Origin of the sequence: Helicobacter pylori (genome assembly GCF_001998165.1) — a bacterium.
Classification (GTDB): Bacteria; Campylobacterota; Campylobacteria; order Campylobacterales; family Helicobacteraceae; genus Helicobacter; species Helicobacter pylori_DL.
Map to the genome: position 1 here is coordinate 1 of NZ_MTWR01000048.1, position 17,702 is coordinate 17,702.

Annotated in this window: 17 protein-coding genes, 4 tRNA genes and 1 pseudogene; 14 read left to right on the forward strand and 8 right to left on the reverse strand. The window is 38.4% G+C overall.

Features of this window, described 5'->3' with window-relative positions:
• Positions 1–15 precede the first annotated feature (15 nt).
• Together BZK24_RS06080 and BZK24_RS06085 are read left to right on the forward strand one after the other, a co-directional pair.
• Positions 16–312: pseudogene (locus BZK24_RS06080) on the forward strand (nitroreductase family protein); the annotation flags it as partial.
• A gap of 64 nt (positions 313–376) precedes the next feature.
• Complete coding sequence (locus BZK24_RS06085) at positions 377–943, forward strand: hypothetical protein (protein ID WP_077656888.1); 567 nt, start codon at positions 377–379, stop codon at positions 941–943.
• A 2-nt stretch (positions 944–945) separates the two neighbouring features.
• On the opposite strand, the gene BZK24_RS06090 is transcribed toward BZK24_RS06085, so the two are convergent.
• Together BZK24_RS06090 and recO are read right to left on the reverse strand one after the other, a co-directional pair.
• Positions 946–1,602 (reverse strand): CinA family protein, encoded by a 657-nt coding sequence (locus BZK24_RS06090; RefSeq protein WP_077656889.1) that lies wholly within the window; start codon positions 1,600–1,602, stop codon positions 946–948.
• Between the two features lie 10 nt (positions 1,603–1,612).
• Entirely contained in the window at positions 1,613–2,227 is a 615-nt protein-coding gene (gene recO / locus BZK24_RS06095; protein WP_171972418.1) for a recombination protein RecO, read from the reverse strand.
• A gap of 80 nt (positions 2,228–2,307) precedes the next feature.
• On the opposite strand from recO, the gene accD reads away from it, so the two are divergent.
• The 3 genes from accD to BZK24_RS06110 are packed head-to-tail and all read left to right on the forward strand — an operon-like array spanning position 2,308 to position 4,666.
• A complete protein-coding gene (accD, locus tag BZK24_RS06100) occupies positions 2,308–3,177 on the forward strand; it encodes an acetyl-CoA carboxylase, carboxyltransferase subunit beta (protein WP_000505071.1) in 870 nt (289 codons plus the stop codon).
• Positions 3,178–3,190: 13 nt separating this feature from the next.
• Positions 3,191–3,643 carry a 23S rRNA (pseudouridine(1915)-N(3))-methyltransferase RlmH gene (gene rlmH / locus BZK24_RS06105; protein ID WP_001203867.1) on the forward strand — a complete coding sequence of 151 codons (453 nt, stop codon included), beginning with the start codon at positions 3,191–3,193 and terminating at the stop codon, positions 3,641–3,643.
• 9 nt (positions 3,644–3,652) lie between these two features.
• Entirely contained in the window at positions 3,653–4,666 is a 1,014-nt protein-coding gene (locus BZK24_RS06110) for a LapA family protein (RefSeq protein ID WP_077656890.1), read from the forward strand.
• A 404-nt stretch (positions 4,667–5,070) separates the two neighbouring features.
• Here BZK24_RS06110 and BZK24_RS06120 read toward each other — a convergent pair whose 3' ends face one another.
• From BZK24_RS06120 to BZK24_RS06145, 6 genes are all read right to left on the reverse strand, one after another.
• Positions 5,071–5,433, reverse strand: coding sequence for a hypothetical protein (locus BZK24_RS06120; RefSeq protein ID WP_021175645.1), 363 nt, complete (start codon positions 5,431–5,433; stop codon positions 5,071–5,073).
• A gap of 313 nt (positions 5,434–5,746) precedes the next feature.
• On the reverse strand, positions 5,747–7,237 hold the full coding sequence (locus BZK24_RS06125; RefSeq protein ID WP_077656891.1) for a Na+/H+ antiporter NhaC family protein: 1,491 nt from the start codon (positions 7,235–7,237) through the stop codon (positions 5,747–5,749).
• Positions 7,238–7,363: 126 nt separating this feature from the next.
• Positions 7,364–7,451, reverse strand: a tRNA-Ser gene (locus BZK24_RS06130).
• 48 nt (positions 7,452–7,499) lie between these two features.
• A tRNA-Cys gene (locus BZK24_RS06135) sits at positions 7,500–7,574 on the reverse strand.
• A gap of 53 nt (positions 7,575–7,627) precedes the next feature.
• A tRNA-Leu gene (locus tag BZK24_RS06140) sits at positions 7,628–7,714 on the reverse strand.
• A 39-nt stretch (positions 7,715–7,753) separates the two neighbouring features.
• Positions 7,754–7,828 (reverse strand) — tRNA-Gly (locus BZK24_RS06145).
• Positions 7,829–8,142: 314 nt separating this feature from the next.
• Here BZK24_RS06145 and BZK24_RS06150 point away from each other — a divergent pair.
• The 9 genes from BZK24_RS06150 (at position 8,143) to BZK24_RS06190 (ending at position 17,252) form a co-directional block, all read left to right on the forward strand.
• Complete coding sequence (locus BZK24_RS06150) at positions 8,143–8,520, forward strand: RidA family protein (RefSeq protein WP_000665820.1); 378 nt, start codon at positions 8,143–8,145, stop codon at positions 8,518–8,520.
• Between the two features lie 22 nt (positions 8,521–8,542).
• On the forward strand, positions 8,543–9,775 hold the full coding sequence (locus BZK24_RS06155; RefSeq protein WP_077656892.1) for an NAD(P)/FAD-dependent oxidoreductase: 1,233 nt from the start codon (positions 8,543–8,545) through the stop codon (positions 9,773–9,775).
• Between the two features lie 40 nt (positions 9,776–9,815).
• On the forward strand, positions 9,816–11,168 hold the full coding sequence (locus BZK24_RS06160; protein ID WP_077656893.1) for an alanine/glycine:cation symporter family protein: 1,353 nt from the start codon (positions 9,816–9,818) through the stop codon (positions 11,166–11,168).
• A gap of 6 nt (positions 11,169–11,174) precedes the next feature.
• Positions 11,175–12,308, forward strand: coding sequence for an alanine racemase (gene alr / locus BZK24_RS06165; protein WP_077656894.1), 1,134 nt, complete (start codon positions 11,175–11,177; stop codon positions 12,306–12,308).
• A 70-nt stretch (positions 12,309–12,378) separates the two neighbouring features.
• A complete protein-coding gene (locus BZK24_RS06170; RefSeq protein ID WP_000756422.1) occupies positions 12,379–13,155 on the forward strand; it encodes an amino acid ABC transporter substrate-binding protein in 777 nt (258 codons plus the stop codon).
• A complete protein-coding gene (locus tag BZK24_RS06175; RefSeq protein ID WP_077656899.1) occupies positions 13,139–13,852 on the forward strand; it encodes an amino acid ABC transporter permease in 714 nt (237 codons plus the stop codon). The genes BZK24_RS06170 and BZK24_RS06175 overlap by 17 nt, the downstream gene beginning before the upstream one ends.
• Before the next feature lie 63 nt (positions 13,853–13,915).
• Positions 13,916–14,305, forward strand: a complete 390-nt coding sequence (locus BZK24_RS09630; protein WP_077656895.1) for a DUF262 domain-containing protein — start codon at positions 13,916–13,918, stop codon at positions 14,303–14,305.
• 55 nt (positions 14,306–14,360) lie between these two features.
• Positions 14,361–15,611 (forward strand): DUF262 domain-containing protein, encoded by a 1,251-nt coding sequence (locus tag BZK24_RS06185; RefSeq protein ID WP_242423422.1) that lies wholly within the window; start codon positions 14,361–14,363, stop codon positions 15,609–15,611.
• Between the two features lie 258 nt (positions 15,612–15,869).
• Complete coding sequence (locus BZK24_RS06190; RefSeq protein ID WP_077656897.1) at positions 15,870–17,252, forward strand: MFS transporter; 1,383 nt, start codon at positions 15,870–15,872, stop codon at positions 17,250–17,252.
• Positions 17,253–17,702 lie beyond the last annotated feature (450 nt).

Consider the following 17,702-nt stretch of genomic DNA (forward strand, 5'->3'; position numbering starts at 1 on the left):
ATGTTTTAAGGAACAGTGATCCCGTCTTTTACTCAAATGCTTGGCGTGAGATTCAACCACAGCATGCAAAAATTAGAAAGCTATATTTTAGAGCAATGCTATATCGCTGTGGGGCAAATTTGCATGGGTGTGAGCTTAATGGGATTGGATAGTTGCATTATTGGAGGCTTTGATCCTTTAAAAGTGGGCGAAGTTTTAGAAGAGCGTATCAATAAGCCTAAAATCGTGTGTTTGATCGCTTTGGGTAAGAGGGTGGCAGAAGCGAGCCAAAAATCAAGAAAATCAAAGATTGATGCAATTACTTGGTTGTGATTAAACAAAATCAAAAACTTTTTAACTATAATCAAACCTAAATTAAAGTTTAAGGAGTGGCATTTTGTTTAAAAGAATGGTTTTAATCGCTCTTTTAGGGGTGTTTTCAAGCGTTTCATTAAGTGCTAAGAGTCTTTTAAGAGATGATGGGATTTTAGTCTCTGATTTAAAGGGCATGAAATCAGAATTGTCTGATGCTCCTGCTTGGGTTTTTGAAGACCCTAAAGTCCCCTACGAAGAGATGGGCGTGGCGTATATCCCTGTTAATAATAAGTATTTAGGGATTGAGCAAGCGACTTTAAACGCTAAATTGAGCTTGATCGTGGTTTTTCATGAAATCATGATGAAGTATAAAAAACGCTTCATGGAGCAATTCCATGAGTCCGAGCAAACGACTACGAATATCAGCTACGCTATCTATAATTACCTAGCGACTAAGATTCAAGTAGCCTACACCTATACGAATTTAAAATCGGAGGTGGCTGTGGTGAAAATCAAGCTAGTGGGTTGCCAGATTGAGCAAATCAAAAGGTATTTAAAAGCGAGCGTTGAAAACCTTAACGATAATGAAATCGCTTACATCGCTAAGGTCGCTCAAAAAGAGTTTGGTAGCGTTTGCGCGTTAAGGTAGTTTTATAGCATTCTAGCGAGCATGTTTAGGGCATGCTCTACGCTTTTATTTTGAATGCTTTCTCTGTTCCCTTCAAAAAAACAACGATCAATGAAAGCTTGAGATCCTAATTTTTGCGCACCAATATAAATCGTGCCTACAGGATTAGCCTTGCTCCCTCCATTAGGGCCAGCCACCCCACTGATCGCTAGCGCTAAATCCACTTTAAAATTTAAAAACACGCCTAATAGCATTTCTTTCACGCATTCTTCGCTATAAACTCCAAAGACTTTTAAAGTCGTGGCATTGACTTTCAACAATTCGCGCTTAACCTCTTCACTATAACACACAACACCCCCCATAAAAACCGCTGAAGCCCCGCTAATGGAAGTGAATGCATGCGATAATAACCCCCCAGAGCAGCTTTCAGCCACCGCGATTTTTAAATCTAAAGATTTCAAGCGCTCTATTACAGCGTTTGCGCTTTTTTGGTTATCGTCTAATTCCACAATGTTAGAATTAAAAAGCGTTTGAAGATAAATTCTCGCTTGTTCTGTGTTTTCGCCTTTTAATTCAATGCCATCTTCTTTGACTTGAGCGGTAACGTTTAATCGCTCCAATTCCTTTTCAATCAAAATAAAACCGCTCTCATTATCCATATTCAAAAATTTAAATTTCATTTTTAACCTTTCAAAACCCTAAATTCAGCGTGCGCCATAATTCTTCCACTTCTTCTAATTCTAAATCAATCGTGCTTTGAGTGCAAAAAAAAGCCTGGATTTTTTCTAAATCCAAGCTTTTAGCTTTCAAACAAGAGGGGTGCGCTAAAATAAACCCTTGCGCTAAAGCGACAGAACGCTCTAATTTTGCATCGCATAAAAAACAAGAATTGTAACTTTGCAAGCGCCCTTCAAAATTCAAAAGGACTGCATACATTTCTAAAATCACTCTTAAGGGGTGCTGTTTGGAGAGTTTGCTAGCCCCATCATCTAAAGTGTCAAAATAGATGCTATCTAAAGAATGCACGCCCTCTAAATGCTTGAACAAAAGAGCGCAAAAGCGTTGCCAAAAAAACAAGCGTTCCATTTCTCTTTCCCAAATATAGCCTAAATGCAAAATATTCCTTAATTTGGGTAAAAATTTATCATCGTTTTCTTCTTCAAAATCAATTTTACGCCCCACATTCAGCACGCTGTGGCGTTTGCCATAGAAACGATAGAGGGTTTTGAGTTGGTTTTTGGTTAAAATGCGCACGATCAAATCTTCATCTCTTATGCTTTGTGTTTGTAAAAGAAACCCTTGCATCACTACTCTTAAGATAATTTGGTTTATTATAAGCAAAACTTGGATACAATCCTAACAAAACTGCAAAATTAAGGAAAAACATGGGATTTGCAGATTTCTTTAAAAATTTTAAGATCAATAAATTGCGGACAACACCAAGTAAGGAAGAACAGCCAAGCCATTGGGTGAAATGCCCTAAATGTTATGCGTTAATGTATCATAAAGAAGTGTTTGGCAAATACAGCGTGTGCTTGAAATGCCATTACCATTTCCGCATGAACGCGACTGAAAGGATTGAATTTTTATGCGATGTGGGGAGTTTTGAAGAGTTTGACAAGCATTTACGGCCTAATGACCCTTTAAATTTCGTGGATAAAGAGAGCTACAAGCAACGCATTAAAAAATACGAGAAAAGGACTAACCGCCCAAGCTCAGTGATTAGCGGCGAGGCTAAAATCAACCGCATGCCTTTGCAGATCGTGGTGTTTGATTTTAGCTTTATGGGGGGGAGTTTAGGCTCTGTGGAAGGCGAAAAGATCGTAAGAGCGATCAATCGTGCGGTCGCCAAAAAAGAAGCGTTATTGATTGTTTCAGCGAGTGGGGGGGCTAGGATGCAAGAATCCACTTATTCGCTCATGCAAATGGCTAAAACGAGCGCGGCTTTGAACCGATTGAGTGAGGCCAAACTCCCTTTCATTTCGCTCTTAAGCGATCCCACTTATGGGGGCGTTAGCGCGTCTTTTGCTTTTTTAGGGGATTTGATTATCGCAGAGCCAGGGGCGATGATAGGTTTTGCAGGGCCCAGGGTGATTAAGCAAACTATAGGGGCGGATTTGCCTGAGGGCTTTCAAACGGCGGAATTTTTATTAGAGCATGGCTTGATTGATATGATTGTGCACAGGAAGGATTTGAAGAAGACTTTGAGCGATCTCATCGCTATGATGACGCATAAGACTTCAAAGATTTTTTAAAGTTTTAAGATTGATGCGTTGCGTGGTGTATTCTATCGCTAAAAGTTCGCCCCTAGATTTGGTGAAAAGCTATCAAAAGCAATGCAAGCGATTTGATTGCGAGTTGGAATTAGTGGATTTATTCCCTAAAAATACCGCCAACGCTCAAAAAGTTTCTAAAGAACTCGCTCAAAAAAGCTACTCTCTAGCCTTTGAGCCGTATTTAAACCCTAAGGCAAAAAATATTGCCTTACACCCTAAAGCTCAAAGGGGCGATAGTTTTGCGTTTAGTAAAATGTTAGAAAATCATCTTAATATTAATTTTTTTATCGCTGGAGCGTATGGGTTTGAAGAAAAGTTTTTAAAGGATTGTCAAGCTTGGAGTTTGAGCGAGATGACTTTTAGCCATGAAGTGGCTAAAATTGTCTTATGCGAGCAAATCTATAGGGCTTTAAGCATTATTTTTAAGCATCCATACCATAAATAGGAGGTGCGCATGCGTTTTTACATTATCTTTACATTTTTGTTCATTGTGGGTTTTGGTGTGTTTGTTTATAGTATTGATCCGCAAGCTTATGCCTTCAATTTAGGGAGCTACAGCTTTAATTTTCCCATTGCGGTATGGCTTATGGGCGTTTTGGGCATGTTCGCTTTTTTTTCATGGGTTTTTTTATTCAAGCACAATCTCAGCCATAAAATCCGCTTATACCATGAAAAAAGGGATTTTGACAAATTGCTCAAACAAATCTTGTCCCAAGACACCCAAAAGACTTTTTTAAAAACGAAATTTAAAAGCGATCTCGCTAAAAACCTCTCTCAAATCTTAGCCCGCTATGATTTAAAAGCTGATTTAAACACGCCAAGCAGTGGGTGCGAAAAAGTGGATAACCTTTTTAAACATTACCACAATATAGAAAATAACACCCTTGAGCCTAAAGATCACGCTAAACATTCCCTAGCTTATGAGCATGCTTATTTTTCTAAACGCTTGAAGGCTTTCATTCATAACGATTTAAAAAACGCCTTTGAAGTTTTAACAAACGCACAAATCCCTTTGGAATTACGCCGCTACGCTTTTATGGAAATCGCCCAAAAAGGCAGCAAAAAAGAGGTTTTAAAGGCTTTGAATGCGATGCAAGAGAATTTGGACAAAGAGTGCGTGAAAGCTTTTTTAAAAGCCTTTTTTGAAAAATCTTTAAACACAGACACTTTAAAAATTTCAGAGCTTTGCAAAAAGGTGGGTTATGATAAAGACGATTATTTAAAGCTCGCGCAAAAAGCGCAAAAATTTCTTGTTCCCGATCAATGGTTCCAATTTTTTGAGATTTTAAGCCAAGAAGACGATAAGGCGCAAAAAGCCTTTTTATTCGTGTTGTTAGAATTAGAAATGAACGATCTCGCTAAAGAGCATCTAGCGGTTTTATCTTTTGAAGAATACATGCTTTTAAACGCTTACATGGATTTGAAACAAGAGCATAAAAAAGCTTATAAGTTAGAAGCGTTTTTGTAGGGGGTTTGTTTTACTTCATATTTTTAGGGCAGATATAGATGATTGCAAAAAATTCAAGGAATGGGCTAGTTGAGTCGCCTTTAGCGCCAAATGATAAGAGGAAAGAGATTAATCCTTTAAACCTTTGGTGAGATTAATCCTTTAAAAAGAAACAATTAAAGCCAAAAATACGCTTTAACCCACCATAAAAAGTTTTAGTAACCCGTATTTGATGAAAACAGAGCTTTTTTTATTTTTTAAATTTTTTATGAATTTTATCCGTATTTTAAAAATACTTTGCTCAATCAATACAACAAAAGAGTTTTAAGAAGATTTAAAAAAGGGCTAAAAAAGTAAACTTGTGTTTTTAAGAGATGGTATTTTAAAAGAAGATAAGGGTATTAAAGAATACCCCAAATAACGCTTTAAAAACGCACCACCATAGTGGCCATGTATGAACCTGATTTGAAGTTGCTAGGAGCGCCTTCAGGCAATTTGATATGGAAATACTTTTGACAACCATTAACCGCTTTTTCATAATTTTTAGTGAAAGAATGATGATGGCGGTTTTCTAAAGGCCCTTTCATGTGTTTGCTCGTCAACGCAGAATGCTTTAATTTGACAAACAGAAGCAAGTTTTCACCAAACAACGATTTCATCGTGAAAGCGAACGCTCGTTTGTAAAATGTCCGTTTGTCAATATCAATCCCAATCATCCCACTTCCAGCCGAATAGACTAAAGGCTTTGAATACAATCTCAGATCATCGCCATTCAAAACGCTTAACAAAATCCCTAAACTTATTAGTGTCCTAACCCCATTTTCTTTCCTTAGATATAACATTATCCGTATGTTTAACAGATAAGGAAATTTAACTTAAAACACCTTAATGGTTGATTAAAAAATTAAAAAAAATGTATTTTTTAAAAAAGCGTTACGATTTAGAGGTTTGTGAAGATTTTTATAATTGATGGTTATTTTTGAATAATTTTTTTAAATTGATTGATAATGAGATAAGACTCTTTTTTAATCCAATAGGGATCGCTAAAACCTTATTTTAATTTTAAAAAATGGGATTTTTAAGCTTTACTTCAATCAATATTCAAGTTTTCAGATTTTCACCATACAACCTTTTTAAAAGATAAAACACCCCCACAAGCAAAGCCACACCGATTAAAAAAGCGAGCGAGCGCGAATGCATAAAACTTGCCACCCCCAAACTCACCGCGCTGCAAAGCATCGCAATAGTCGCATAAGGGAGTTGCGTGATGAAATGGCTTTGCACCGAACACCCTGCCCCTGCAGCCGATAGTATAGTCGTGTCAGAAATAGGGCTTGTGTGATCGCCATAAACCGCGCCTGAGAGGATCGCTGAAACAATCAAAATAATATCGCTTTCATTAGCCATGCCCGCTCCAATGGGAAGCATGATCGCAAACGCTCCCCAGCTTGTTCCAGTAGAAAAGGCGATAAACCCAGAGATTAAAAAAAAGATTAAAGGCATGTACACGCCTCCCCCACTATTTAAAAATCCCTTGCTGATGTGGGCCAAGTAAAGCCCCGTTTGAGCGTCGTCTCTAATCACAGGCCCGATAGCCCAAGCGAGCGTTAAGACTAATATCGCCGGCCCCACACTCTTAAAGCCATCCAACATGAGTTTAAAAAAGCTCCCTTTTTCTAAAAACTTATAAGCTAGAAGATAGGTGATAATGAGCGAAAACAACCCCCCATAAAAGAGCGAAAAACTCGCATCAGTGTTTTTTAAGACCACTCCTGTATAAAAAATCAATGATGAAATGGACACGATCAATAATAAAATAGAAAGGGGCAACAAACTCAAGGGGGCTAGTTTTGAAGAGCTTTCTTCTTGTTCGCTATAAAAATCCTTCACGCCTATGTTTTGATACTTCCTCATGCCAGGGAGGTTGATTTGCCATAAAATAGTAAGAAACACCGCAATGAGCGCAAAAATCACATAATAATTACTGCTCAAACTTTGGACAAGCACCGAAAAACTATCTTTTAATAAGGGCGAGCTGTCGTTATTCATGATCCCCATGATATATGCCCCCCAGCTAGAAATAGGGACTAGCAAGCACACCGGTGCTGAAGTGGAGTCTATAATATAAGCTAGGCGTTCTCGTGTGGAGTTATGAGCGTCGTTTAAAGACTTTGAGATTTGCCCCACAGTTAGGGCGTTAAAATAATCATCTACAAAAATAATAATGCCTGAAAAAAAGGCGATAAATTCAGGGGTTTTGGCGTTTTTAGAGTATTTTTTAGCTTTTTTGACAAAGTTCTGCACGCTACCGGATTTTAAAATCACTTGGCTTAAAACGCCTAAAAAGATTAAAAACCCAAAAACATAGAGGTTGGAAAGATTGAAATGAAACCCTTTTTCTGGCTCGTAAGTGTAAAAAACGGAAGTGATTTTATGATAAATATATTCTACGAGTTGGGAAAGGTGTAACGAATGCATTAAAACAGCGCTCACTAAAATGCCCACAAACAACGAGAGCGCGACTCTTTTAGTGAAAACTACCATTAAAATAACGCTAAGAGGAACAATAAGGCTTGATGCTGACAATCCCACTATAATAAAATCCTTTAAACTAATCCTTAAATTTCAATTAAAAGAGACAATCAATATTCACAAAATTCTTTGTTAAAAGAAGAGATGAATTTGCCAAAACCAATCGCTTAAAGGATTTTAATCAAGTGGCCGGGAGAGAGGGATTCGAACCCCCGGAGGTATGACCCTCAACGGTTTTCAAGACCGCCGCTTTCAACCACTCAGCCATCTCCCGCTATTTTACATAAAAGTCCCTTACAAAAGTCCCTAAATGACTACAATATGGAGGCGACACCCGGATTCGAACCGGGGAATCAAAGTTTTGCAGACTCATGCCTTACCACTTGGCTATGTCGCCTTAAATTTTAACACTAGCGTATTCAAAAAATAAAATCAAATCGCACTCAAAAATGGTGCCCAAAGCCGGACTTGAACCGGCACGGTATTGCTACCGAGGGATTTTAAGTCCCTTGTGTCTACCAATTCCACCACCTGGGCAAACTAAATAGAAACCATGCTCTAGAAGTTAAATCAATATGGAGCGGGAAACGGGGATCGAACCCGCGGCCCCGACCTTGGCAAGGTCGTGCTCTACCACTGAGCTATTCCCGCACTCTTTATTCAAAAAGACGATTGTTATTGTATCTAAACTCAATAATAAAAGTCAAGGGCTTATGAAAAATTTCAAAACTGATTTTAAAACCAATCAAAACAGCCAAAACCCCTTTTATTTAAAAAATGAACAATAATGTTTTGAGTTTCCATTCAAACAAAACCCGTTTAAGAATTTCTAAATATGGGTAAAAAATATACAATGCCTTATAATAAGATGAAAATTCATGGCGTTTTGCGCTCATTTTTTATTTCTTTTTAATTTGATTGCATAATAATAGCTGACATAACACATCATCATAGGAGTTTCAATCATGAAAGAAGTCATCCATTCAACGCTAGCCCCAAAAGCGATAGGCCCTTACTCTCAAGCTATCGCTACTAACGATCTTGTTTTTGTCTCTGGGCAATTAGGCATTGATGTAAGCACCGGCGAATTTAAAGGCGCGGATATTCATTCTCAAACCACGCAATCCATGGAAAATATCAAAGCGATTTTAAAAGAAGCTAATTTAGGGATGGATAGCGTGGTTAAAACGACTATTTTATTGAAAAGTTTAGACGATTTTGCGGTGGTGAATGAAATTTATGGGAGCTATTTTACAGAGCCTTATCCGGCCAGAGCGACCTTTCAAGTGGCTAAACTGCCTAAAGACGCTTTAGTAGAAATTGAAGCGATAGCCATTAAGTGATCTTATTAAAGGGGTTATCAGCATGAAAAAAGAAGTCGTGGTAATCGGCGGTGGGATTGTAGGGCTTTCTTGCGCGTATTCTATGCATAAATTAGGGCATAAGGTTTGCGTGATTGAAAAAAGCGATGGCGCAAACGGCACTTCTTTTGGGAATGCCGGGCTTATTTCTGCGTTTAAAAAAGCCCCTCTCTCATGCCCAGGTGTGGTGTTAGACACCTTAAAGCTCATGCTCAAAAACCAAGCCCCTTTAAAATTCCATTTTGGGCTTAATTTAAAGCTCTATCAATGGATTTTAAAGTTTATGACAAGCGCGAACGCTAAGTCCACACACCGCACCATGGCGTTGTTTGAACGCTATGGGTGGCTGAGTGTTGATATGTATCATCAAATGCTAGAAGACGGCATGGATTTTTGGTACAAAGAAGACGGGCTTTTAATGATCTACACTTTAGAAGAAAGTTTTGAAAAAAAGATTAAAACTTGCGATAACAGCGGCGCTTATAAGATTTTGAATGTGAAAGAAACCAAAGAATACATGCCTATCGCTAATGACAATATCTGCGGGAGCGTGCTTTTAACGGAAAACGCGCATGTGGATCCGGGCGAAGTGATGCGCTCTTTGCAACAATATTTGCAAAACGCGGGCGTGGAGTTCCTTTATAATGAAGAAGTGGTTGATTTTGAGTTTAAAAACAACCTTATTGAGGGCGTTATCACGCACAAGGAAAAAATCCAAGCAGAAACAATCATTTTGGCCACTGGGGCTAACCCCACTCTCATTAAAAAAACCAAGAACGATTTTTTAATGATGGGGGCTAAAGGTTATAGCATCACCTTTAAAATGCCTGAAGAATTAAAGCCCAAAACCTCTTCTTTATTTGCGGATATTTTCATGGCAATGACCCCACGAAGAGACACTGTAAGGATCACTTCTAAACTAGAATTAAACACCGACAACGCTCTCATTGATAAAGAGCAAATCGCTAACATGAAAAAGAATTTAGCCGCTTTCACGCAGCCTTTTGAAATGAAAGACGCCATAGAGTGGTGCGGTTTCAGGCCCTTAACCCCTAATGATATTCCTTATTTGGGCTATGACAAACGCTATAAAAACTTAATCCATGCGACAGGATTGGGGTGGCTTGGTATCACTTTTGGCCCAGCCATTGGTAAAATCATCGCCAATTTAAGCCAAGACGGAGCGAATGAAAAAAATGCCGATATTATGCTTTTTTCTGCATTTTTTAGGGATTAAGGAATTTCTTTTTTAACCCCTAGTTTGTTAAGGAGTTTTTATGGAAACGATTGATTCGGTGGTGCGTTATTTATCCAATTTTGTGTGGGGGATTCCCATGCAAATCTTATTAGTAGGCACCGGTTTGTTTTTAACCTTTTATCTTAGGGGTTTGCAATTCAGTAAGATCTTTTATGCGATCAAAATCCTTTTTGACAAAGAGTCCCAATCTAAGGGCGACATTTCGCAATTTTCCGCTCTCATGCTCTCTTTGGGGGCAACTGTAGGCATTGGGAGTATCGTAGGCGTAGCGACTGCTATCAGCATTGCAGGGCCAGGAGCGGTGTTTTGGATGTGGGTTACCGGGCTTGTTGGCATGGCGACTAAATATTCTGAGGGGATTTTAGCGGTGAAATACAGGGAAAAAGGGGCGTTTGGATACAACGGAGGGCCCATGTATTACATCAAAAACGGCCTTAACATGCCCAAACTCGCCATGGCGTTTGCGATTTTTACGATTATTGCGAGCATTGGCACCGGTAACATGACGCAATCTAATGCGGTTTCTTCCATTTTGAGCGAACAAGCGAACTTGCCCACTTGGGTTTCAGGCTTATTGCTCACTCTTTTAACCGCTTTTATTGTCATAGGGGGGATTAAATCCATTGGTAAATTCACTTCTTACTTAGCTCCTGTTATGGTGCTTTTATATTTGATCGCTATTATTTATATCATTGTTAGCCATTTTGATTTAGCCCTTCAAGCGATCAAACTCATTTTTGAAGAAGCCTTTAACCCTAAACCCGTTGTGGGCGGAGCGAGCGGCGCGTTGGTAGCGACGATGATAAAAACGGGCGTGGCTAGGGGGTTGTATTCTAATGAAGCGGGGTTAGGGAGCTCAGCCATTATTGCCGCAAGCGCTCAAACGCGCCACCCGGTGCGCCAAGCCTTAGTGTCCATGCTCCAAACTTTTATTGTAACCTTAATAGTATGTTCGGCGACAGCGAGCGTGATTTTAATGGCGCCAGAATACAACACCTTGCTCCCTAATGGGGAAAAATTAAGCGCTAATTTGCTCACTTTAAAAAGCACGGAGTATTTTCTAGGCTCATTAGGGGCAGTGGTGATTTTTTTGACCATGATCTTTTTTGCCTACTCTACGATTATTGGTTGGGCTTATTATGGGGAAAAATGCACTGAATACGCCTTTGGTGAAAAAAAAGTGAAATATTACCGCTTGATCTTTTTAGCGAGCGTGATGGTGGGGGCTATGGCTAAAATTGATTTTGTGTGGAATTTAGCGGATCTTTCTAACGGGCTTATGGCTATCCCTAATTTAATCGCTTTGATTTTATTGCATAAAGTGGTTTATTCTGAAACTCGTTGGTATTTTAGCAAGCATTCTAACAAGTAAAATGACATGTTAAAAAGGGCGAGTTTTGTAGAAGTGGATACCGCTTCTTTAAGACATAATTTTAGCGCAGTCAAAAGCATTGTCCCTAAAGACGCTCATATCATGGCGGTTGTCAAAGCGAACGCTTATGGGGCAGGAGCGATTAAAGCGAGCGAAATTTTCTTACAAGAAGGGGCTAATTATTTAGGGGTAGCGGCCTTAGATGAAGCTTTAGAGTTGCGCTCTCATTTTTCTAAAACCCCCATTTTGATCTTAGGCTATAGCCCTAATACTAACGCTTCCATGCTGATTGATAACGATTTGAGCGCTATGATTTTTAGCCTTGAACAAGCGGAAGTTTTTTCTCAAATGGCTTTAAAATCTCAAAAACGCTTAAAAGTGCATCTCAAAATTGATACCGGCATGCACCGCTTGGGTTTAGAGCCTAATTTTAAAAGCATAGAAACCATTAAAAAAATCCGCGCTTTAAAAGGCTTGGAAATAGAGGGGATATTCACGCATTTAAGCAACGCTGATGCTAAGATTAAAACCCATGCCAAAAACCAGATGAAAGCCTTTAACGCTTTTTTAGAGCAGCTTTTGGATCAAAAAATAGAGTTTCAATACCGCCATGCTTATAATTCCGCCGGTATCCTTTCTTTGTGTAACGGGAATGAAAATCGTTTGTTAAACCTCTATCGCCCAGGCATCATGCTCTATGGTTTTTACCCCTCTAATGGAATGAAAGAATCATGCCCAACCATCTTAAAAAATGTTATCAGTTTGAAAGCCCAAATCGTTCAAATCAGAAGCGTTAAAAAAGGCGAATTTATTGGCTATGGCGAGCATTTTTATACCAATGAAGAGACTTTAGTGGGCGTTTTAGCTCTAGGGTATGCGGACGGGTTGGTGCGCGATTTAGGCAATCGCATTCAAGTAGCGATCAATAACCAATTAGCCCCCCTGATTGGCAAGGTGTGCATGGATCAGTGCTTTGTCAAACTCAATAATATTGAAGCCAAAGAGGGCGATGAGGTCATTTTGTTTGGGGATAAAAGCGCTAAGGCTAATGACGCAAGCGAGATTGCTGCGCTTTTAAACACCATTGCTTATGAAACTATCAGCACCCTATCCAAACGCTTGGAGCGCGTCTATATTTAAAATCAAACCATGCAAAATTTTTATTTTGCGCTAGAATGTGCGAAAAATAATGATTAGGATTGATTAAAAAATGAAAAAAGTTTTATTTCTCTTTTTATTAGTAATAAGCTTTTTGGGGGGTTTTTTGAACGCTTCTGGTTTGTATGAAAAACTTGTCAATAAAGAAACGATCAGCGTTGGCACAGAAGGCATTTACCCCCCTTTCACTTACCATAATAAAGAGGGCAAGCTCACCGGCTATGATGTGGAAGTGGCTAGGGAGTTGGCTAAAGAGCTTGGCGTGAAAATCAAATTCCACGAAACTTCATGGGATATCATGCTGACAGGTTTGAAATCGGGGCGTTTTGATATGGTCGCTAATCAAGTGAGTTTGACGACTAAAAAACGCCAAGCGGCTTTTGATAAAAGCTTGCCTTATAGCTATTCAGGCACGATCATGCTCGTTAGAAAAGATGAAAACCGCATTAAAGATATTAAAGATATTAAGGGCTTAAAGGCGGCTAACACTTTAAGCTCCACTTATGGGGAAATCGCTTTCAAATACGACGCTCAAATCGTTTCGGTGGATTCTATGGCACAAGCCTTGTTGTTAGTGGCGCAAAAACGAGCCGATTTGACCTTAAATAGTTCTTTAGCGATCTTAAACTACCTAAACACCCATAAAAACAGCCCCTTTAAAATCGCATGGGAGTCCAAAGAAAAAGACGGGGGCGCTTCCTTTGTCATTAACAAGCACCAAGAAAAAGCTTTAGAGCTTATCAACCAGGCGATGCAAAGATTGATCAACAAAGGGGTTTTAAAACGCTTAGGCGAACAATTTTTTGGAAAAGATGTCAGCCAGCCCTAATCTGTCTTTGTTTTTTGAATCTTTAGATTTAAGCAAGGAGCGTTTGGAATTATTATTAGAGGCTTTTTACCCCATGTTAAAAGCCGCTTTTTGCATTTCTTTGCCTTTAGCGGTTACATCTTTTATTTTGGGCTTATTCATTGCTATTGTGGTGGCCCTCATTAAAATCGCACCCCCAAAACATTTCATGCATAAGGCTTTATTAGCGGGCGTGAATTTTTATGTGTCAATCATTAGAGGCACGCCTTTATTGGTCCAAATCGTGGTGGTGTTTTATGGTTTGCCCGCCCTTGGGGTTTATATGGATCCAATCCCGGCAGGCATTATTGCGTTTTCTTTTAATGTGGGGGCATACGCTTCAGAGACTTTAAGGGCGAGCTTTCTTTCTGTCCCTAAAGATCAATGGGATTCAAGCTTGAGTTTGGGCTTGAATTACTTGCAAACCTTTTGGCATGTCATCTTTTTTCAAGCGCTCAAAGTCGCCACGCCAAGCCTGAGTAACACCTTCATCAGCCTTTTTAAAGAAACTTCTTTGGCGTCTGTGGTAACTATCGCAGAGGTTTTTAGAATCGCGCAGCAAAAAGCGAACGCCAGCTATGATTTTTTGCCTATTTACTTGGAAGCCGCTTTGATTTACTGGCTTTTTTGCTTGGTTTTAGAAGTGATCCAAAAGCGCATGGAAAAAATCTTAAATTAAAGTTGGCTCATTCTAATATTTGATTATAATACAGCCTAAATAATACAAAATAAGGAAATTCCCATGGGTGTGTTCTTGGATAAGACCATTAAAGAAGTGGTAGATGGATTGAATGATCGTTATTTTTTGCCTGACATTCAGCGTGAATACGTGTGGCTCAAAAAAGCCGATGAAAAAAAGATAGAGCAACTTTTTGACTCCATTCTCAGGGGCTATCCTATCGGCTCTTTTTTATTTTGGAAATTACAAAAGGAGGATATAGCCAAGAGTGATGAACAAGATAGCGATAAACTCAATTTCCAACTTTATCAATTCATTACAAACTACGATGAGCGAAAGCCTCACAATGAAAAAATCCGTATTGAACAAATCAAGTGTGATGATTTGTATATCGTCCTAGATGGCCAACAGCATTTAACCTCGCTTTATATCGGGCTTAAAGGCAACGCTTAAGAAAAAGAACGCTAAAATCAACAACCCCAACGCTTACGAAGAGAAGCGTTTGTATTTGAACTTGAAGCACCAGCCAAACATGGACAGCCCAGAAGACAATTACCAGTTTGAATTTCATGCCAAAAAGCCTGAAAACGATAAAGAACATTGGTGGTTTAAGGTGGGGGATATTTTAGAGTTGGAAAGTACTTTGAATTATGCGAGAGAACAAAAATTAGATAGTAAAGAGTCAGCGTTACTAGGAAAGCTAGAAAAAGCTTTTCACGACAAACAACTCATTTCATTTTTTGAAGAAACAGAAAAAAATCTTAATAAAGTTTTAAATATCTTTATCCGTGTCAATAGCGGCGGGGTCAAGTTAAGCTATTCAGATTTATTGATGTCTATTTTGACAGCAAGCTTTTCAAGCGATATTAGAGAAAAAATGAACGAGCTAGTGGATGCTTTAAAAGAGAAAGGTTTTCCAAATGTTGGGCAAGACCAAGTGCTAAAAACTTGCTTGCTTCTCATTGGTAAAGACACTACTTTTGAATTAAAAAATTTTAATAAAAAAAATATCAAAGAGATTGAAGACAATTGGGAAAAAATTACAGAGAGCATTTATAATGCTGCAAAACTATTAAAAAATTTTGGTTATGCCGGCTATTTGGGTTCAGCTTATATTCTATCCAGTTTAGCCTATTTTTATTTTTTAAATCCAAAAATGGATAAAAACGATGAAGAACAAGCCCTAAAATTTGTCCGTAACGCTCAAATCACGAGTTATTTTAGTAACTCGACAGATACAAAATTAAGTGCCATAGCCCATAGCATGAAGGATGCGCAAACCTTTGAAGCATTCAACCACAATTTAGCCAAACACCAAACATGTCCTTTAAAAATCACTAACGATGCTATAGAAGAAATGATGTGTTCTAGTAGACATGACCGAGTCTTTCCTATCTTGCAAATCTTATACCCAAACTTGAACTATAAAACCACCACTTTTCATATAGACCATATTTATCCAAAGTCCAAGTTTAAAAAAAATAAAAAATTGGATAAAGATTTCTATGAGTGTGGGAATCATTTATACAATCTCCAACTTTTAGAAGGCACAGAGAACCAAGCCAAAAAGGATAAAGACCCTGAGGTGTGGCTCAAAGAAGAATATAAAAATGAGCAAGCCATAGAAGAGTATAAAAAAAGAAATTATATTGACCCTAATTTAAAATTAGAATGGGAAAATATAAAGGAATTTCGTGAAAAAAGAGAAGAGGCTATCATTACCAAATTAAAAGAAGTGTTATTACCCCAGTCTTCATAGGAGTGTTTTTTTGGCTGATATAATCGGGTAAAGCGTTCTGACAAAACGGGTAAAACAAAATTTAAACTCGTTTAAGTCATGCTTAATGATAAAAAAGATAGAATGATTCACTTTTTGAACGCTAATCAAATTTCATTTAACGCTTATTATCTAAAAAATGTTCTTAAGGTGTGGGGTAGTTATATAAAATCAATCTTATCCATCTTAGTTTCAAAATGAAAAATTTAAAAGGCGATAGCCTTAGTGAAAGGATAATCAATAAAACATTTAGGCAAAAAAGAGATAAGAACCTTAGGGTTGTCTTCGCTTGGTGGGACTTTAGAATTTTACGATTTTATCATCTTTGTATTTTTTACAAGTATCATTGCCAAACACTTTTTCCCAAACACCCTCAGCCCTATTTGGTCTGAAATCAACACTTATGGTATCTTTGCTGCAGGTTATCTGGCGCGCCCGCTTGGCGGCATAGTGATGGCCCACTTTGGGGATAGATTTGGTCGTAAAAACATGTTCATGCTCTCTATTTTACTAATGGTGATCCCAACCTTTGCGCTAGCTTTAATGCCAACTTTTAATGATTTGGTGGGTTTTGGCGTGGATAGCATGGGACTTAGCCTAAAAAACGCTCATTATCTTGGTTACATAGCTCCTGTTTTTTTGGTGTTTGTTAGGATTTGTCAAGGCGTTGCTGTGGGTGGTGAATTGCCTGGCGCTTGGGTTTTTGTCCATGAACATGCCCCGCAAGGCCAAAAAAACACTTATATCGGTTTTTTAACCGCTTCCGTAGTTTCTGGGATTTTGCTTGGGAGTTTGGTTTATATCGGGATTTACATGGTTTTTGACAAACCTGTTGTTGAAGATTGGGCTTGGAGGGTTGCTTTTGGGCTTGGAGGGATTTTTGGTATCATTTCTGTCTATTTGAGGCGCTTTTTAGAAGAAACTCCTGTTTTTCAGCAAATGAAGCAGGACGATGCCTTAGTCAAATTCCCGCTTAAAGAGGTGTTTAAAAACTCTCGCTTTGGTATATCAATCTCCATGCTTATCACTTGGGTTTTAACCGCTTGCATTTTGATTTTTATCCTTTTTGTTCCCAATTTTACTCTCATGCATCCTAATTTTAATTTCACTCCTTTTGAAAAAACCTATTTTCAAATTTTAGGGCTTGTTGGTATTGTAAGTTCTATTGTTTTAACCGGGTTTTTGGCCGATAAAATCAAACCACACAAAGTTTGCATGGCTTTTAGTGTGGCCTTTGGGTTTTTTGGCTTTTTATTCTTTAGAGAGTTTTATTCTAACACACCAAGTTTAGTCAATACCATAGTTTTATACTTTTTAGCGTGTTTTTGCGCAGGCATTATGAATTTTTGCCCCATTTTTATGAGCGATGTGTTTAGCGCCAAAATCCGTTTTAGCGGGATTTCCTTCGCTTATAACATAGCCTATGCTATAACCGCTGGCTTTACCCCTCAACTTTCAAGCTGGTTAAACGCAAAAGCTATAGCAGCGCCTGAAAGCTTGCAAAGTTATGGTCTAAGCTTTTATATTTTTGTGGTTGCTTCAATCGCTTTTCTCGCATCGCTTTTAATGGCACCAATTTACAACAAATCTAATACCCAACACGAAGTGTCGCCCACAGCATGAAAGAAACGCAAACCTTTGAATCATTCAACCAAGATTGAGCCGATTTTCATTAAACCATATTTTAAAAAAATCGTATTGACCCTAGAATTAAAAATATAGAGGAATTTCGTGGAAAAAGAGAGAAAAAGCTAAAAAGGAAGCGTTATTATTTAAGTTTTAATAGGGTGTTTTAGCACCATTTGTTGTAAGGGTTTAACGCTTGGCGTTGGTGGATTTTGGTAGCAATGGAATTCTTAACCTTCAAAGATTTTTGCAAAGATTTTTGAACTTATCGTTTCAAGTTTCATTTTGTTGTAAAACTCTTAAGGGGGTGGGGGGATATTATAATTCCTTTCTGCAATCTCATTAAAACCCCCCTAGCTCCCTATGGAACGCATCGCAATGAGATTATCGCTTGATTGAGCTTTTTAATACTTTAGCGTTTTAGAATATCCACCCGTAATTAAAAAA

Bases quoted from the DNA above. Each gene is read 5' to 3' on its own strand.
- alr (WP_077656894.1), top strand. From the start codon at position 11,175: ATGTTAAAAAGGGCGAGTTTTGTAGAAGTGGATACCGCTTCTTTAAGA.
- BZK24_RS06090 (WP_077656889.1), bottom strand. From the start codon at position 1,602: ATGAAATTTAAATTTTTGAATATGGATAATGAGAGCGGTTTTATTTTG.
- recO (WP_171972418.1), bottom strand. From the start codon at position 2,227: ATGCAAGGGTTTCTTTTACAAACACAAAGCATAAGAGATGAAGATTTG.
- BZK24_RS06170 (WP_000756422.1), top strand. From the start codon at position 12,379: ATGAAAAAAGTTTTATTTCTCTTTTTATTAGTAATAAGCTTTTTGGGG.
- rlmH (WP_001203867.1), top strand. From the start codon at position 3,191: ATGCGTTGCGTGGTGTATTCTATCGCTAAAAGTTCGCCCCTAGATTTG.
- BZK24_RS06160 (WP_077656893.1), top strand. From the start codon at position 9,816: ATGGAAACGATTGATTCGGTGGTGCGTTATTTATCCAATTTTGTGTGG.
- BZK24_RS06175 (WP_077656899.1), top strand. From the start codon at position 13,139: ATGTCAGCCAGCCCTAATCTGTCTTTGTTTTTTGAATCTTTAGATTTA.
- BZK24_RS09630 (WP_077656895.1), top strand. From the start codon at position 13,916: ATGGGTGTGTTCTTGGATAAGACCATTAAAGAAGTGGTAGATGGATTG.
- accD (WP_000505071.1), top strand. From the start codon at position 2,308: ATGGGATTTGCAGATTTCTTTAAAAATTTTAAGATCAATAAATTGCGG.
- BZK24_RS06110 (WP_077656890.1), top strand. From the start codon at position 3,653: ATGCGTTTTTACATTATCTTTACATTTTTGTTCATTGTGGGTTTTGGT.
- BZK24_RS06150 (WP_000665820.1), top strand. From the start codon at position 8,143: ATGAAAGAAGTCATCCATTCAACGCTAGCCCCAAAAGCGATAGGCCCT.
- BZK24_RS06155 (WP_077656892.1), top strand. From the start codon at position 8,543: ATGAAAAAAGAAGTCGTGGTAATCGGCGGTGGGATTGTAGGGCTTTCT.